The following is a 16,199-nucleotide window of genomic DNA, read 5'->3' as shown; positions in this document are numbered from 1 at the left end:
ACACGGCAGCGCTGGGAGGAAGAAAGCGATGCCGCGTTGAAATCAGCCACTGCTCATATCGGCTGCATTGCGCCCTTTTGCAATGCAGCATGCCTCATAAAAGGGCTGCACTATGCGCATGGCTTGTGTCGTTAAGCTGTCAAATTCGGCACGAGCTATTCAGCTTGGCTGGATATCCAGCTCGGATTCGGCAGTCTTATCAATGCTTAAAAGCAGATGGCGCAAGTACGTGCCCGCGTCTCATTTTCGACAATCCGATGAAACGGGAGCGGGAATGAGGGAATATTTCGAAGCAGGAAATGCGCTCTAGTACGTCCAGCGCTGGGCCTTGCTGATGAGAAAGTCCCGGAAGGCCTGCACACGCGCGACGGAGCGCATCTCTTCAGCGTAGACGAGATAGCTGTCGAGGGAAGGCATCTCCACATCGCGCAGGATCTGCGTCAGGTGCGGATTGCCGACGACCACGTAGTCAGGCAGCACGGCGATGCCGGCACCGGTCTCGACGGCGTAGCGGAGCGCTGTAATGTTGTTGACCACGTAGTGATACTGCCGCGGCTCCTTCCCCTCGCGACCGGCTGTCGAAAGCCAGTGCACCGACATGAGATAGGAGGGCTCCTGGCCGCCGAACGACACGATCCGGTGCTTGTCCAGATCCTCCAGGGTCTTCGGTTCCCCGAAGCGCTTGAGGTAATCGTTGGAGGCATAGACGTGGAAGTGAATCGTGAACAGGCGGCGCTGAATCAGATCGGGCTGGGCCGGCCGACGGAGACGAATGGCGACGTCCGCCTCGCGCATGGCCAGATCCAGCTCCTCGTTGTTGAGGATCAACTCGACCCGGACATCCGGATAGAGATCGAGGAATTCGGCGACCCGCTGGGCCAGCCAGATCGACCCGAGGCCGACGGTGGTGGTCACCTTGAGCACGCCCGAGGGCCGCTCGCTCGTCTCCACGAGGCGGGCCTTCGTGGTTTCCAGCCGCATGCGCATGTCACGGGCGGCCCGGAAGAGCAGATCGCCCTGCTCGGTCAGGATCAGGCCGCGAGCATGGCGGTGGAAGAGGGGGGCTTTCAGCTCCCGTTCCAGAGCACTGATCTGACGGCTGACTGCTGACTGGCTCAGACCCAGATCGTCACCGGCCCGCGTGAAGCTTCCCGCTTCTGCAACCGTATAAAAAATCCGGATCTTGTCCCAGTCCACAGCGTTCCCCTGGCACCCGGCTTACAATGCCGGGTTTCTTATCTCTTACCAGCTTCGGCGCGACGCAATAGGAATTCGGGCCGAAGACTCACCAAATCTTGTTATGAAATCATTCAGCAGCCTGCTGAGTCACCTCCAGGGCTGCGAGATAGCGCTCGGTTTCCAGGGCCGCCATGCAGCCCATTCCCGCGGCCGTGACCGCCTGGCGGAACACGTCATCGGTCACGTCGCCGGCCGCGAATACGCCTGGAATGTTGGTCGCCGTCGAGTCCGGCTTGGTCAGCAGGTATCCGCCCGGCTTCATATCGAGCTGGCCCGCGAAGAGCTCCGTCGACGGCTTGTGGCCGATGGCGATGAAGACGCCGTCCGTCCTGTGCTCCGTGACCTGGCCGGACACGAGGTTCTTGAGCTTCACATGCGTTACCGAGAGCGGCGCCTGCGTGCCGCAGATCTCCTCGACGGCGGAATTCCAGACGACTTCGATATTGGGGTGCTTGAACAGCCGGTCCTGAAGGATGCGCTCGGCACGGAAGGAATCCCTCCGGTGCACCACCGTCACCTTCTTGGCGAGATGCGCAAGGTAGAGTGCTTCCTCGACGGCCGTGTTGCCGCCGCCGACCACCACGACCTCCTTGCCACGGAAGAAGAAGCCGTCACAGGTGGCGCAGGCCGAAACGCCGAAGCCCTGGAACTGGGCCTCCGTCGGCAGGCCGAGCCATTTCGCCTGGGCACCCGTGGCGATGACCAGGGAGTCGCAGGTATAGACGTCGCCAGAATCGCCCTCGATCCGGAAGGGACGGGTGTTGAGATCGACCTTCACGATGTGGTCGGACACCATCTTCGTCCCCACATGCTCCGCCTGCAGGCGCATTTGCTCCATGAGCCAGGGACCCTGGATCACATCCGCGAAGCCGGGATAGTTTTCCACATCCGTGGTGATCATGAGCTGGCCGCCGGGCTGGAAGCCCGAAATCAGGACTGGCTCCAGGAGCGCGCGTGCCGCATAGATCGCCGCCGTATAGCCCGCCGGCCCGGAGCCGATGATGATGAGCTTGGCGTGGGATTGGGCCATCAGGAGTTCTCCAGTGCGAAGGCGGCGTCGGGCAGGCCGAGAGCGCGGCGGTGGCGGGCCAGGCCTTCGGCGATAGCCCGCGCGATCAAAGATGTTGAATCTAGCGGTTCGTAAGGCGTGCCTTCAAGGCGGCCTTCGAAGGCATGCACAATTCCCTTGGCCTTAAGCTGATCCAGGAACATACGCAACTTGGGATGCCCGCCGCTGGGCTCGAAGACCAGGATCGGCACCCCCGTGGCCGCCGCTTCTCCGACCATGTTGAAGGAATCGGCCGTGACGACCACGGCTTCGGACAGGGCAAGCAGTGCCACGAAAGGGTTTTCTCCGGTGCCGTCCCATAGGAAGGCGTTATGCCGGTCGGCGAGATCGGCCACGGCGTCGTGTAGGGCGGGAGGCGTTCGCCGCGACGCGGAGATCATCAATCCCGCGCCGCTGGCGGCCAAGCGCTCCAGGTGCGCCGTGAAGGCAGTGATATCCTCAGGTCCGAAGCGATGATGGCGGCTGTTGCCACCGACCAGGACGCCTACCCGGGGGTGGGGCAGGGTGATCAGGCGCGCGTCGGGGTGGGCTCGGGCCGATGCGAGGCGCGCCGCCGATACGCGATGCGGCGGCGTCAGCGTATTGAGCACATTCGGCCCCCGAATCCGGTCGTAGGATGGGGCCCAGATGAAATCGGCGGCTTTCGGGCCGGTCCGGGGATCCTTCAGGAACACCGTATAGGTCCGCCCGCCGGAAGCATGTTTCACGAACCGCAGATAGGGAACGGCGCGGCGGCCGGAGCCGATCAGCAGGTCCGGAAAGGGCGGCAGGAGAGGGCTGTTATGGGCAGCTGGGCGCTCCCGCGGGTCAATCGGCCCCCAGGGCATGAGCCAGCTGAAGGGCGCTTGCGGCCGGATGCGGCGAATCTCCGGCATGAGGCCGAGGGCCTCCGCCACGCTCAGGGCCTGTAGTTCATCGCCGGCCTTGCCGTCGGTCAGAACCCAGGAGATGAGGCCGGCATCACGCAACATTCGATCACTGTGCCTGTGGAGTTCATGAAGTTCGTTGCGACTTAATCGCCTGCCCTTCTTGTGCAGACCCTCTACAACGTCTACTCAGCCGAGACGAGCCTTTCCCGGAGGTAATGTGCGCGGACGCCTCGATTCCATAGACTGGGCCATCCTGAAGGAACTGCAAGCTGACGGCAGCATCACGAACGTGGAGCTGGCGCGGCGTGTCGGCCTGTCGGCTCCCCCATGCCTGCGCCGCGTGCGTGCGCTGGAAGCGGCTGGGATCATCAAGGCCTATCGGGCGATGCTCGATCCGAAGGCGCTCGGCTTCGAGATCGTTTGCTTCGCCATGGTTCAGCTCGACGTTCAGGGCAAGAAGGAACTCCAGGAGTTCGAACAGCGGATCAAGGACTGGACCATGGTCCGGGAGTGCTGGACGCTGTCCGGGGACATCGATTTCATTATGAAGTGCGTGGCGCCCAATCTCGCCGCCTTCCAGGGCCTCGTCTCGGAGCTCACCGGCCTCACGAATGTCCGAAACGTGCGTACGGCGCTCACTCTCGATCTGATCAAGGACGAGCCGCTGGTGCCGATCGAGGACGAAGTCGAGGCGAACGGCTGACACTTAAACGATGAGTTGACGCCGCAGCCACAGGACATAGTGGCTGGCGATCGCGACGGCGCGGCCGGGCTCATCCGGGTCCGTCGGGCCTCTGTCGACGTCGAGCACCGCCATCTGCGGATGGCGGGCCAGGATTTCGCCCCGCGGCCCGACAGCAAGAGCCTCACCTTCGAGAGAGTCACTTCCGCCGTCGCTGCCGCCACCACCGCCGCGATGCCGATTGCCGCCACCGTTGGTGAAGGGGCTCTGGTACAGGGACGTCAGTCGCACGACCAGTCGGGGGCCGCGAGGGTCGATCCGGTCGCCGAAGGACACGCGCAGCTGGCTGAGCGCCGAGGCTGCCAGGAGATCCGCGAAGGGGCCGAGGCCCTTTGCTTTCAGGACGCTCACATCGACTGCAAAGGACGAGAAATACTGCGGAAAGGGCTGAGCGGGGGCGAAGAGCTGCGCACGCGCGGCTCCCGGGATCGCGCCGCATAGGAGCGCGATCGTCAGGCTCTTCAGAAGGGATCGGCGGCAAAGGGGGAGCATGGCAATGTCATCCACTTCATGCCCCTCCCAGAGATATAGATCAGCCGAAGCGGACGCCCACGACCTCGTAGGACTTACCACCGCCAGGGGTCGTCACCTCGACCGTATCACCGACCGTCTTGCCCATCAGGGCGCGCGCAATGGGAGAGGAGACCGAGACCCGGCCCGAGCGCACGTCGGCCTCAGGGTCGCCGACGATCTGGTAGGTCTTTTCCTCTTCGGTGTCCTCGTCGAACAGCTTCACCGTCGCGCCGAACTTGATCCGATCGCCGGAGAGCTTGGCAATATCGATCACTTCCGCACGGGAAATCAGGCTCTCGAGTTCCAGAATCCGGCCCTCGTTGAGGGACTGGGCTTCCTTGGCCGCGTGATATTCCGCGTTCTCCGACAGGTCGCCGAGCGCGCGAGCTTCCGAAATCGCCTGGATGATCCGCGGGCGTTCGACCTGCTGCCGGTGCTTGAGCTCGTCCTCGAGCGCCGCAAAACCCTTGATCGTCAGAGGGACCTTGTCCATCATTCGTCTCGTCAAAAAAGAGGCGCGAGGCCGTCGTTTCCGACGTCCTCGCTCATCAACGAAAACTTCCGTGAAGCTTCGCAGTTTCGATTATAGGCCAGTCCTCAGGCAAAGTAATCCTGAAGCGCACGGACCTCGAGATCGCCGCCCAGATAGGCTTTGATGCCTTCGGCCGCAGCAATCGCTCCTGCAAGAGTGGTGTAGTAGGGCACCTTATGCAAGAGGGCAGCCTGCCGGAGGCTACGCGAATCGGAGAGGGCGCCGGCCCCTTCCGTAGTATTGAAAACGAGCTGGATATCGCCGTTCTTAATGGCGTCCACCACGTGCGGGCGGCCCTCGAGAACCTTGTTGATCCGCGTCGCCTTGACGCCGTTTTCCTCAAGAAACTTCTGCGTCCCGCCGGTCGCGACGATCTGGAAGCCGATCTCCTGGAGCATCTGGACCGTCGGCAGGATTCGGGACTTGTCCGAGTCGCGCACCGAGACGAAGACTGTGCCGGTCTTCGGCACCTGGCTTCCAGCGCCGAGCTGGCTCTTGGCGAAGGCCACGCCGAAGCCCCTGTCGAGGCCGATCACCTCGCCCGTCGAGCGCATTTCCGGGCCGAGCAGTACGTCGACGCCCGGGAAGCGCGCGAAGGGGAATACGGCCTCCTTGACGCCGATATGGGGCAATTCCTTCGGAGCAAGGCCGAACTTGGCAAGGCTCTCCCCGGCCATGATCCGGGCCGCGATCTTGGCGATGGGTTCGCCGATGACCTTGGCCACGAAGGGCACCGTCCGCGAGGCGCGGGGGTTTACTTCCAGCACGTAGATGGTGCCGTCCTTGATGGCATATTGCACGTTCATCAGACCGCCCACGTCGAGAGCGAGCGCCAGGGCCTTGGTCTGCCGCTCTAGCTCGGCGATGAGTTCGGGCGAGAGGGAACGGGGCGGCAGGGAGCAGGCCGAGTCGCCCGAATGGATGCCGGCCTCCTCGATATGCTCCATGATGCCTGCGATGAAGGTATCCTTGCCATCGCAGAGGCAGTCCACGTCGACCTCGATCGCGTCCGAGAGGTAGCGGTCGAAGAGGAGGGGGTTCTTGCCCAGAACCGTGTTGATCTGCCCGGTCTTATCGTTGGGATAGCGCGCCTTGATGTCGGACGGGATCAGGCTCGGCAGGGTGCCGAGCAGGTAATCCTCGAACTGCGCCTCGTCGCGGATGATCGCCATGGCGCGGCCGCCGAGCACATAGGAGGGGCGCACCACGAAGGGCAGGCCGAGATCGGCGGCGATCAGGCGGCTCTGCTCCACCGAATAGGCGATGCCGTTCTTCGGCTGCTTGAGATGGAGCTTGTCGAGGAGGCGCTTGAACCGGTCCCGGTCCTCCGCGAGATCGATGGCGTCCGGCGACGTGCCGAGGATCGGCACATCTGCCTCCTCCAGGGCGCGGGCGAGCTTGAGCGGCGTCTGGCCGCCGAACTGCACAATAACCCCGTGCAGGGTCCCCTTGGAGCGCTCGGTCTCGATGATTTCGAGCACGTCTTCCTGTGTCAGTGGCTCGAAATAGAGCCGGTCGGAGGTGTCGTAGTCGGTCGAGACCGTCTCCGGATTGCAGTTGACCATGATGGTCTCATAGCCCGCATCCTTCAGGGCAAAGCAGGCATGGCAGCAGCAATAGTCGAACTCGATGCCCTGGCCGATCCGGTTCGGGCCGCCGCCGAGAATGATGACCTTCTTCTTGTCCGACGGATAGGCTTCATCCGCCGGTGCACCCGCGAAGGGCGCCGCATAGGTCGAGTACATATACGCGGTCGGGGAGGCGAACTCGGCCGCGCAGGTATCGATGCGCTTGAACACCGGCCGCACGGCAAGGGAACGGCGAAGTTCCCGCACTTCGGCCTCGGTCTTGCCGGCCAGGACTGCAAGGCGGGCATCCGAGAAGCCCATGGCTTTGAGCTGCCGGAGGGCGCCCGGCGTCTGGGGCAGACCGTGGGCCTTCACCTTGGCTTCCAGATCGACGATGGCCTGAAGCTGCTCCAGGAACCAGCGGTCGATCTTGCAGCTCTCATAGACCTCATCGTGGCTGACGCCGAGGCGAAGGGCCTGGGCGACCTTCAAGAGGCGGTCCGGAGTCGGGGTGCCGAGCGCTGCCTTGATGGCGTTCTTGTCGTCGCCCTTGCCGAGTCCCTCGATCTCGATCTCGTCGAGGCCGGTGAGGCCGGTCTCCAGGGAGCGCAGGGCCTTCTGGAGGGATTCGGGCAGGGTGCGGCCGATGGCCATGGCCTCGCCCACCGATTTCATGGCGGTGGTCAGGGTCGGTTCGGCGCCGGGGAATTTCTCGAACGCGAAGCGCGGAATCTTGGTGACCACGTAGTCGATGGTCGGCTCGAAGGAGGCCGGAGTCACGCCGCCGGTGATGTCGTTGGCGATCTCGTCCATCGTGTAGCCGACCGCGAGCTTGGCCGCGACTTTGGCGATGGGGAAGCCGGTAGCCTTGGAGGCCAGCGCCGAGGAGCGCGATACGCGGGGATTCATCTCGATCACGATCATGCGGCCGTTCTGCGGGTTGACCGCGAACTGCACATTCGAGCCGCCCGTCTCGACGCCGATCTCGCGCAGCACCGCAAGCGATGCGTCGCGCATGATCTGGTATTCCTTGTCTGTCAGCGTCAGAGCCGGAGCGACCGTGATGGAATCGCCAGTATGGACGCCCATCGGGTCGATGTTCTCGATGGAGCAGACGATGATGCAGTTGTCCGCCTTGTCGCGGACGACCTCCATCTCGTACTCCTTCCAGCCGAGCACGCTCTCCTCGATCAGGACCTCGTTGGTCGGCGAGGCGTCGAGGCCGCGCTCGACGATGTCGAGGAACTCGTCGCGGTTATAGGCGATGCCGCCGCCAGTGCCGCCCATGGTGAAGGAGGGGCGGATGATGGCCGGCAGGCCCACCTCCGCCAGCGCCAGGAGCGCTTCGCCCATGGCGTGCTCCTGGTAGCGCTTGCGACGGTCGTTCTCGTGGGCGTTCCATTTCAATTCATACGCGGAGATCATCCGCTTCTTGTCGCCGGGATGGATGTCGAGCGCTTCCAAGCGGGCCAGTTCGGCGAGATAGGCGTCCCGGTCGGCCTTCTTGAGGGCCGACGCATTGGCGAGCCGCGATTTCGGCGTGTCGAGGCCGATCTTCGTCATGGCCTCGCGGAAGAGCTGGCGGTCCTCGGCCTTGTCGATGGCCTCCGCCGTTGCGCCGATCATCTCGACGCCGAATTTCTCCAGAACGCCCATCTTCTTGAGCGACAGGGCGCAGTTCAGCGCCGTCTGGCCGCCCATGGTGGGCAGAAGGGCGTCGGGGCGCTCCTTCTCGATGATCTTGGCGACGATCTCGGGGGTGATCGGCTCGACATAGGTCGCATCGGCCAGGTCCGGATCGGTCATGATCGTCGCCGGGTTCGAATTCACCAGGACGATTCGGTAACCCTCCTCCTTCAGGGCCTTACAGGCCTGGGTCCCTGAATAATCGAATTCGCAGGCCTGCCCGATGATGATCGGGCCTGCGCCGATGATGAGGATGGAGGAGATGTCAGTCCGCTTCGGCATAAGTCTACCCAGGCGTATCCAGCCGCGCGGCCGCATGATGCGGCGCTTCCAAGCGCAGCTGGCACATTGTCAGATTGAAGGTTGAGAGAGGCTCTTACACGGCCTTCCCCCGTAAAGGAAGGGGCAAGACACCCTGTGCCCAGATTTCAGCCGGACCATTGTCGCTTCGCGGCCCTCCCTCTCTCGTGGGGAGAGGGGCAGGGTGAAGGGGGGAGACTTCTCCGGAGAAAGCGCTGCCCTCACCTGGGAGAGGTCAGCACGACGCCTTGTCATTCCGGGGCGCCGAAGGCGAGCCCGGAACCCATAACCGCCAACAGCTCAGGATAGGGGCTGCGGCTGCCATTGCGCTTAATTCGTAAAGCTCAGTGGATATGGGTTCCGGGCTCCGCTAAAGCGGCCCCGGAATGACAAAATGACATCGAAGGGTGACCCGGCGGTTTCAAACCGCTATGGGAGAGCCGTGACGCCCGTTTCCTCCCTTCACCGCCTCGCCCGACAGTTCGTCGCCTTCTTCGGCGTCGGCATTGCGGCTGCCATTGTCCATTACGGGCTTCTGATCGGGCTGGTCGAGGGCGCCGGCAGTGCTCCCGTCCCGGCGACGCTCGCTGGCTATGTGGCCGGGGGGCTCGTGTCCTATGCCCTGAACCGGCGGCATACCTATGAGAGCAACCGCCCACACCGGGAGGCAACCTGGCGTTTTGCGGCCGTTGCCTTCGTCGGATTCCTGCTGACCTGGCTGTTCATGCAGGTTTTCACGGTCTGGCTCGGCGCTCCCTATCTCGCGGCGCAGCTCGTTACGACCGGCATCGTCATGCTGTGGAGCTTCCTGGCGCACAAGGCGTGGACATTTGCCTAGCGCCTTTGCCTAAAGTTTCGCCGATCCAGGCAGTGCGTGCAGCCCTGGCCTGCGCTCCCGGGCGGTCGTCAGATTCCCTTTCGCAGTGCAATATATCGCCTTCGTTCCAACCCATCGGATTCGCCTAGGACCGTGCCGGGTCGCAGCCCGGTTTCGCTTGTCCTATGATCTGGTTGCGTTCATCGTATTTCCGAAAAGCGGGAGCTTGCATGTCGGATGTTTCATGCGCGGACGACGTCATTGTCGCTGCCTCCGCACCGGCCCGCCCGCGCTCTCGGATCGCCACGGCCCTGATCGAACTGGCGCTGGCCGTCGGCAGTTTTGGAATCGGGACAGGCGAGTTCGCCATCATGGGGCTGCTGCCCAACGTCGCCGATGAGTTCGCCGTCACAACGCCCCAGGCTGGACATGCCATCAGCGCCTATGCCATGGGCGTGGTGGTGGGTGCACCGATCATCGCGGTTCTGGCCGCAAAGCTTGCACGCCGGACATTGCTCCTCCTGCTGATGGCCGTGTTCGCGATCGGCAACGTGGTCAGCGCCATGGCGCCGACCTTCGATTCCTTCGTGATTCTCCGCTTTCTCACCGGCCTGCCGCATGGGGCGTATTTCGGCGTCGCCGCTCTCGTCGCAGCATCCCTCGTCGAGCCAAACAAGCGGGCGCAGGCGGTCGCGCGGGTCATGATGGGCCTGATGATCGCGACCCTCATCGGCACGCCCCTGGCGACCTGGTTCGGCCAGGCCATGAGCTGGCGGATAGCCTTCGGGGTCGTGGGCTTCCTCGGTGCCCTGACCGTCCTGCTGATCTGGCTTTTCCTGCCCAAGGACAAGGTCCAGGAGGGGGCGAGCCCGATGCGCGAGCTCGGCGCGTTCAGGCGCAGGCAGGTCTGGTACACACTCTCCATCGGCGCCGTCGGCTTCGGCGGCCTGTTCTCCGTCTTCTCCTACATCGCCTCCACGGCGACGCAGGTCGCCCAGCTTCCCGAAACCGCCGTCCCGCTCATGATGGCTGTGTTCGGCTCGGGTATGATCATCGGCAATCTCGTCGGCGCCTGGTTCGCCGATAAATCGCTGATGGGCACCATCGGCGGCACGCTCGTGTTCAGCATTGTCGTGATGAGCGTGCTGTCGCTGACGGCCACCAATCCCGTCATGCTTGCCATCTGCGTCTTCCTGGTCGGATGCAGCGTCGCCATCGGGCCGGCGCTGCAGACGCGCCTCATGGACGTGGCCGCCGATGCGCAGACTCTCGCGGCAGCCCTCAACCACTCCGCCTTCAATGTTGCCAATGCGCTCGGCGCGTGGCTGGGCGGCCTGGCGATCGCCGCCGGCTACGGCTTCGCCTCGACTGGCTGGGTCGGCGCGATCCTCGCGGTGTGCGGCCTCGGCGTCTTCGCGATGTCGCTGGCGAGCGACCGGCGGACTGCGCGCCTTTCGGCCAAGGCCGCCTAGATCGGCGTCGCCACGAACGTCATCCGTGCCTGGTTGTGGCCGAAATTGCGCTCGGCGCGCTCGGCGGTGAAGCCGGCATCCCGCAGGATGTCGAGCATCTCCGCTTCGCTGTAATGCGACAGGCCGATCTCATCGCGGATCTTGCGGTAGTCGGACAGTGCCGTGCGCACGAGGCCGCGCAAGGCGGCCATGAGGAACCCGCCCGTCCAGGCGAAGGAGAGAAGCGCCTTCGCGTCCGTCACGGGCCGGAGGTCGGGGGGCACCACATCCGCAATCACCAGCCTGCCCGTCGCCTTCAGCTTGGCGCGCCAGATCTGCAGGACCGCGCGGAGCTCTTCGAGCGAGAGATACTGCAGCAGAGAATTCACGACGATCAGATCGAGGGAGGCGTCCGGAATCGTCGAGAGATCTTCCGGGGCCAGGATTGAGACCTTCGGATTGTCACCGAGACGCTCGGTGAGCCGGTCGCGGACGAGCGGCGCCGCGTCCGAGAGGTAGAGGTGGGTGCAGCGCGCCGCGACCCGGTCCGCGAATAGTGCCTCGCCGCAGCCATAATCCAGGATCCGCGCGTCGGGCGAAGGAATGAGGCTGATGATGTCGTTGGCCACGAGCCGATAATGCAGGAGCTTGTGCCGCTCGCTGGCATAGATCGGCGTGTCCTGATTCCAGTAATCTCGCCAGTTCATGGCGAGAGTCCTAGATCATGATCCGTCAAAGCGCGAGAGGGTGGCGACGGAATCAGGCCGTATTCTAAACGACGAAGATGTGGATCAGCCTTGCGTCCAAAGCTTCGTCAGGGGCCCACCGGCCCCGTCCATGGGATCCGTGTCGGGAAGCGGCACCTGGGCGATCCGGCGGCGCGCCTCGGCGATGACGTTCGGGTCATCGGTCAGGGTGTCGTATTCGCGACCGTCCGCATAGGCGCCGACAACCAGAAGATCGCCGTTCTGGTTGAGCAGCGCATGTCCGACGCCGGCCGGAATGATGACCACGTCGCCTGCCGTCAATCCGATGATTTCGCCGCTCTCGCCGCCGAAGCGGACGCTGGCGGAGCCTGACACGATGCCCAGCACCTCGTGGGCGGTTGAATGATAATGGTGATAATCGAATATCCCGTTGCGCCAGGTGCCGGTCCATCCGTTCCTGCGGAAGGTTTCCTCGAACGGCTTCGCCGGGTCGTCACTTCCCGGCGTGATGGCGCCCTGACGGACGATCAAGGGCAGGCGGCTGTTGGGAATGAGCCCGTTGTCCTGGAAAATGTACGTGTCGGTCTTCAGGGGCGCATTGTAGGCGCGCGTCTCGCCGTAGCCTTTCGCCTTCGCCATGATGCAGTCTCCGGTTCGTTTCAACGCCAACGCCGGAGGTGGAGAAAAGGTCGGCTCCCTCAAGAATCGAGGGAGCCGGCGGCAGATCAGCCTTTCAGCGGCAGTGTCACCTCGGTCAGGAGCTCCGAGGGCGGAACGTCCCGCGGTGTGTTGAGATAGACCTCGAAGACCGGCTGATCGCCGATCTCCTCGCCGCTCTGGGGAAGCCATTCCCGGTAAAGGAGTCGATAGATTTCTTCGAGCCCTGCATAGGGCCCCTTATGGACGATGCTCGCGACCCGCCCGGGCGGCAGGTGGCGCAAGGTGACGCCGTCGCTCAGGGGAGTGCCGGGTTCGACCTCGATTCCCGCTTCCGAGCGCAGCTCCGCCTCCGGCACGCTTTCCGGGTCATCGTAGTAGATGCCGATCATCCGGGGTGGACGAGTGAAAAGGCCGCGAGCGGCAGCCCAGGCTCCGATCTGATCGAAGCTGCGCCCAATCTCCTGATAGTTGCCGCGATGGGGCAGGGTGGCGAGATAGACGCCGTCGAAATCCTTGATGGTGACTGGCAGCATGATGTCGTCTCCGTTTCCGAATGGTTGAAACGGAGTGAGCCGTGCCCGAAACGCCCCGGGAGGCTCGCCATGGTCCGAGCCGAAAGCCCGTGTGAAGGCTTCGACCGAGCCATAGCCGGCCCGCCGCGCAATCCGCTCGATGGGATAGGCCGAGCGGGCTAATTCCATGGCGGCCCGATGTAGCCTGAGGCGGCGAACGGTTTCGGCGAGAGTCTCGCCCGTGATCGATCGATAGATTCGATGGAAATGGTAGGGCGAGAAGCAGGCGATCCCCGCCAGTCGCTCGAGCGACAGATCACCGTCGAGATTATCGGCGATATGGTCGATGACCAGCGCTACGCGCCGGCCATAATCGAGGCGGGTCTTTGGTTTCGTCTGCAGCATGGATCACTCCGAAGCCCGACATTACGGGGCGCGAATTGATCACGGTTGCGGACTTTGAGCGAGTCCCGCCTGGAGGAGCTCAGAGGCCGAGGGAGATGACGGCGACCGCCCGGTCGATGGCGAGATAGAACACCACGAAGGCCAGCGCGCCGGCGATGGCGAACTCGATGGCCTGGTTCTTGAAGACGCGCATCTGGCGGAAGACTTCGCGCCCCGACACGGACATGAGCCAAGCCACCGTCAGGACCGCCGGGAAGACGAACAGGAACGACCAGGTGCTTTCGACCTGCCCGGCATAGGACGGATCGATCAGCGGGCGGATGTTGCGGACCCAGGGGGCGTAGAAGGACGCGTAGAATGCGGTCAGCCAGGACAGGGCCACTGCGACCCCGAGGTGGAACGTGAACAGACTGTGCAGACGGCTGAATTCGCCAGCCTTTTCTTTTGCGATCATCGGAGGAACCCCCAAATCAAGAGTCGTATGGTCGATGTTTTATCGTTGTCGACCGGTTAACGTGATTTGGGGATCTTGCGCAATACACGCGTTGTCGCGGGCACATTCTTCTTCTGGCCAAGCTTTCGCCGCTCGGCCGGAAGAATAAAGTCTCTTAAGCTTGGCGTTTAACTTTCTCGTCTTCGATGAGCTTCACGAAGCGGTCGAAGAGGTAGTGGCTGTCCTGCGGGCCGGGCGAGGCTTCCGGATGGTATTGGACCGAGAAGGCCGGGCGATCGGTCAGGGCGATGCCGCAATTAGAACCGTCGAAAAGCGAGACGTGAGTCTCGACCGCATTCTTCGGCAGGCTCTCCGGGTCCACCGCGAACCCGTGGTTCATGGAGGTGATCTCCACCTTACCGGTGGTCCTGTCCTTCACGGGATGATTCGCCCCATGGTGGCCCTGGTGCATCTTCTTGGTCTTGCCGCCGACGGCGAGGCTCAGCATCTGGTGGCCGAGGCAAATGCCGAAGGTTGGAATCTTCTCTTCCAGGACCTTCTTGATCACCGGCACGGCGTATTCGCCGGTGGCGGCCGGATCGCCGGGACCGTTCGACAGGAAGACACCATCGGGCTTGAGCGCGAGGACATCTTCTGCGGAGGCGGTGGCCGGGACGACGGTGACCTTGCAGCCGGCGCGGGCAAGCAGGCGCAGGATATTGCGCTTCACGCCGTAGTCGATGGCGACCACGTGGTGCTTGGCTCCTTCACCCTTGCCGTAGCCTTCACCCAGCGTCCAGGTGCTCTCGTCCCAATCGAAGCGCTGCGTGCTCGTCACCATGGGCACGAGATCTAGCCCGTCCATGGAATGGAGCGTGGCGGCGCGGGCCTTCAGGGCCTCGATGTCGAACTGTCCGTTCGGATCGTGGGCAATCACCGCGTTGGGCATGCCCTTCTCACGGATGAGGGCGGTCAGCGCCCGCGTGTCGATCCCGGTCAGGCCGATGATGCCGCGGGCCTTGAGCCAGGCATCGAGATGGCGCGAGGCGCGCCAGTTCGACGGATCCGTGACCGCGGCGGCCATGATGGCGCCGCGCACGCCCGACGAGGAGGCGGCATTCACGCTCTCGATGTCTTCCTCGTTGGTGCCGACATTGCCGATATGAGGAAATGTGAACGTGATGATCTGCCCGGCATAGGACGGGTCGGTCAGGATCTCCTGATAACCGGTCATCGCCGTATTGAAGCAGACTTCACCCGTCGCCTCACCGATGGCGCCGATACCAAAGCCTTCCAGGACAGTGCCGTCCTGAAGCACGACCACAGCCGTCGCGCGCGGCTCCGTCCAGCCACCCGAGTCACTCCCGGTGGTGTCTTTGTCTTGCAGCATCGTCATGATCTCTTGTAAGTCCGAGCCCAATGGGTCGCGCTTGAGCAGGCGTGCCTGTGACGCCCTTGACCTAATCCTGGTGACTTAAGGGCCCGCTCGCGCCACGTCAACGCTCAAACGCTTAAAGCTAAAGGAGAGGCGCATGCTGCGCGAACGATTCACCGCGGATATGAAGGAAGCCCTGAAGGCCGGCGACAAGCCCAGGCTTGGGGCTGTCCGCCTCATCCAGGCTGCCCTGAAGGACAAGGATATCGAGGCTCGCGGTGCCGGAAAGGGCCCGGCGACCGATGAGGAGATCCTTGCGCTGCTTCAGAAGATGATCAAGCAGCGCCAGGAATCGATCGCCATGTACGAGCAGGGCGGCCGCGCCGAGCTGGCGCAGCAGGAAAGGGCCGAGGTCGAGGTCATCTCCTCCTACCTGCCCAAGCAGATGGATGATGCCGAGGTGAAGGCCGCCATCGAGGCCGCCATCGCCGAGACTGGTGCCGCCTCCATGAAGGACATGGGCAAGGTCGTCGGGATCCTGCGTGGCAAGTATGCCGGGCGGATGGACTTCGCCAAGGCGAGCGGCCTCGTCAAGGAGATGCTGCCCAAGGGCTGACAGGCAAGAGCCGGATCAGGCGGCCTTGCCAGCCGCCTGTCCGGCCATCTCTGCGAGGAGATCCCGGGTCGTGACGACTTTCGCGAATTCGAATCCGAGCGTTGCCACATGAGCCTGATGGATGGCCCGGGCGGGGATCGTTCCGCCAGCACCATCCGGCAATGCGAAGCAGTCGCAGGCATCTTCCACTAGCACCATCTCGTAGCCCAGATTGGCCCCGACCCGGACGGTGGTCGATACGCACATGTCCGTCGAGATTCCGAATACCACGACGGTCGGCATGCCGAGTCTTTTGAGTCGGAGGTCGAGATTGGTGCCGATGAAGGCGGAATTCACGCTCTTCGCGATCAGCTCTTCGCCTTTACGGGGCTCGAAGCCGGGCCGTAGGGCATTTCCAGGCTGGCCCGGCGCCAGCGTCGAGCCGGGCTCGACGGAATCGTGCTTCACGTGGATGACCGGCAGGCCATGGCGCCTCCAGGCCTCCAGGAGCGCCAGCCCATTGGCATCGATCGCCTCGTTCCAGCGTGGCGGCCAGGAAGGCTGGTCGAAGGCCTGTTGCATATCGACGGGCAAAAGGACGGCATCGGCGAGGGTCATGGAGATCTCCTTGAATGCGCCTTTTATCCCACGGCGGGTTGCCGGTTTCGCTCGACAAGTTGGCGTCCGGACCGGCTAAATGTCGGTGAGTGACCGTTCAGCGGCGGA

The 16,199-nt window shown here is 63.5% G+C and carries 16 protein-coding genes; 4 read left to right on the top strand and 12 right to left on the bottom strand.

Translation table 11 applies throughout. The annotated features are described in order from the left end of the window. Positions 1-306: 306 nt before the first annotated feature. From K9B37_RS17880 to K9B37_RS17870, 3 genes are all read right to left on the bottom strand, one after another. Positions 307-1,197 (bottom strand): LysR family transcriptional regulator, encoded by an 891-nt coding sequence (locus tag K9B37_RS17880; RefSeq protein ID WP_224314892.1) that lies wholly within the window; start codon positions 1,195-1,197, stop codon positions 307-309. Between the two features lie 109 nt (positions 1,198-1,306). Then, positions 1,307-2,269: a thioredoxin-disulfide reductase gene (gene trxB / locus K9B37_RS17875; RefSeq protein WP_224314891.1), complete on the bottom strand. Its 963-nt coding sequence runs from the start codon at positions 2,267-2,269 to the stop codon at positions 1,307-1,309. Then, positions 2,269-3,279 (bottom strand): mitochondrial fission ELM1 family protein, encoded by a 1,011-nt coding sequence (locus K9B37_RS17870; protein WP_224314890.1) that lies wholly within the window; start codon positions 3,277-3,279, stop codon positions 2,269-2,271. The genes trxB and K9B37_RS17870 overlap by 1 nt, the downstream gene beginning before the upstream one ends. 115 nt (positions 3,280-3,394) lie before the next feature. Between K9B37_RS17870 and K9B37_RS17865 the strand changes: the two genes are divergently transcribed. After that, positions 3,395-3,880 carry an Lrp/AsnC family transcriptional regulator gene (locus K9B37_RS17865; protein WP_224314889.1) on the top strand — a complete coding sequence of 162 codons (486 nt, stop codon included), beginning with the start codon at positions 3,395-3,397 and terminating at the stop codon, positions 3,878-3,880. 3 nt (positions 3,881-3,883) lie between these two features. Here K9B37_RS17865 and K9B37_RS17860 read toward each other — a convergent pair whose 3' ends face one another. The 3 genes from K9B37_RS17860 to carB form a co-directional block, all read right to left on the bottom strand. Next, positions 3,884-4,426, bottom strand: a complete 543-nt coding sequence (locus tag K9B37_RS17860; RefSeq protein ID WP_224314888.1) for a hypothetical protein — start codon at positions 4,424-4,426, stop codon at positions 3,884-3,886. Between the two features lie 25 nt (positions 4,427-4,451). Beyond that, positions 4,452-4,925, bottom strand: coding sequence for a transcription elongation factor GreA (greA, locus tag K9B37_RS17855; RefSeq protein ID WP_224314945.1), 474 nt, complete (start codon positions 4,923-4,925; stop codon positions 4,452-4,454). A gap of 104 nt (positions 4,926-5,029) precedes the next feature. Further along, positions 5,030-8,500 (bottom strand): carbamoyl-phosphate synthase large subunit, encoded by a 3,471-nt coding sequence (carB, locus tag K9B37_RS17850; RefSeq protein ID WP_224314887.1) that lies wholly within the window; start codon positions 8,498-8,500, stop codon positions 5,030-5,032. A 412-nt stretch (positions 8,501-8,912) separates the two neighbouring features. On the opposite strand from carB, the gene K9B37_RS17845 reads away from it, so the two are divergent. Then, positions 8,913-9,356 (top strand): GtrA family protein, encoded by a 444-nt coding sequence (locus tag K9B37_RS17845; RefSeq protein ID WP_224314886.1) that lies wholly within the window; start codon positions 8,913-8,915, stop codon positions 9,354-9,356. A gap of 209 nt (positions 9,357-9,565) precedes the next feature. After that, the gene (locus K9B37_RS17840) at positions 9,566-10,807 is read left to right on the top strand and encodes an MFS transporter (protein WP_224314885.1); all 1,242 of its coding nucleotides are present in this window, start codon (positions 9,566-9,568) and stop codon (positions 10,805-10,807) included. On the opposite strand, the gene K9B37_RS17835 is transcribed toward K9B37_RS17840, so the two are convergent. The 5 genes from K9B37_RS17835 to carA all read right to left on the bottom strand — a co-directional run bounded on the left by K9B37_RS17835 (position 10,804) and on the right by carA (position 14,893). Beyond that, complete coding sequence (locus K9B37_RS17835) at positions 10,804-11,493, bottom strand: class I SAM-dependent methyltransferase (protein ID WP_224314884.1); 690 nt, start codon at positions 11,491-11,493, stop codon at positions 10,804-10,806. The genes K9B37_RS17840 and K9B37_RS17835 overlap by 4 nt on opposite strands. 84 nt (positions 11,494-11,577) lie before the next feature. Continuing rightward, positions 11,578-12,132 carry a cupin domain-containing protein gene (locus K9B37_RS17830; protein ID WP_224314883.1) on the bottom strand — a complete coding sequence of 185 codons (555 nt, stop codon included), beginning with the start codon at positions 12,130-12,132 and terminating at the stop codon, positions 11,578-11,580. Positions 12,133-12,218: 86 nt separating this feature from the next. Continuing rightward, positions 12,219-13,070 (bottom strand): AraC family transcriptional regulator, encoded by an 852-nt coding sequence (locus tag K9B37_RS17825; protein WP_224314882.1) that lies wholly within the window; start codon positions 13,068-13,070, stop codon positions 12,219-12,221. A 79-nt stretch (positions 13,071-13,149) separates the two neighbouring features. Next, a complete protein-coding gene (locus K9B37_RS17820; protein ID WP_224314881.1) occupies positions 13,150-13,524 on the bottom strand; it encodes a hypothetical protein in 375 nt (124 codons plus the stop codon). A gap of 154 nt (positions 13,525-13,678) precedes the next feature. Next, positions 13,679-14,893, bottom strand: a complete 1,215-nt coding sequence (carA, locus tag K9B37_RS17815; RefSeq protein ID WP_224314880.1) for a glutamine-hydrolyzing carbamoyl-phosphate synthase small subunit — start codon at positions 14,891-14,893, stop codon at positions 13,679-13,681. A 142-nt stretch (positions 14,894-15,035) separates the two neighbouring features. Between carA and K9B37_RS17810 the strand changes: the two genes are divergently transcribed. Beyond that, positions 15,036-15,494 (top strand): GatB/YqeY domain-containing protein, encoded by a 459-nt coding sequence (locus K9B37_RS17810; protein WP_224314879.1) that lies wholly within the window; start codon positions 15,036-15,038, stop codon positions 15,492-15,494. Between the two features lie 15 nt (positions 15,495-15,509). On the opposite strand, the gene K9B37_RS17805 is transcribed toward K9B37_RS17810, so the two are convergent. Then, positions 15,510-16,091: a cysteine hydrolase family protein gene (locus K9B37_RS17805; protein WP_224314878.1), complete on the bottom strand. Its 582-nt coding sequence runs from the start codon at positions 16,089-16,091 to the stop codon at positions 15,510-15,512. Positions 16,092-16,199 lie beyond the last annotated feature (108 nt).

Origin of the sequence: Microvirga puerhi, from assembly GCF_020089865.1 — a bacterium.
GTDB lineage: Bacteria > Pseudomonadota > Alphaproteobacteria > Rhizobiales > Beijerinckiaceae > Microvirga > Microvirga puerhi.
Note: the sequence above shows the minus strand (reverse complement) of the source record. Positions and strands in the feature narration are given on the sequence as shown.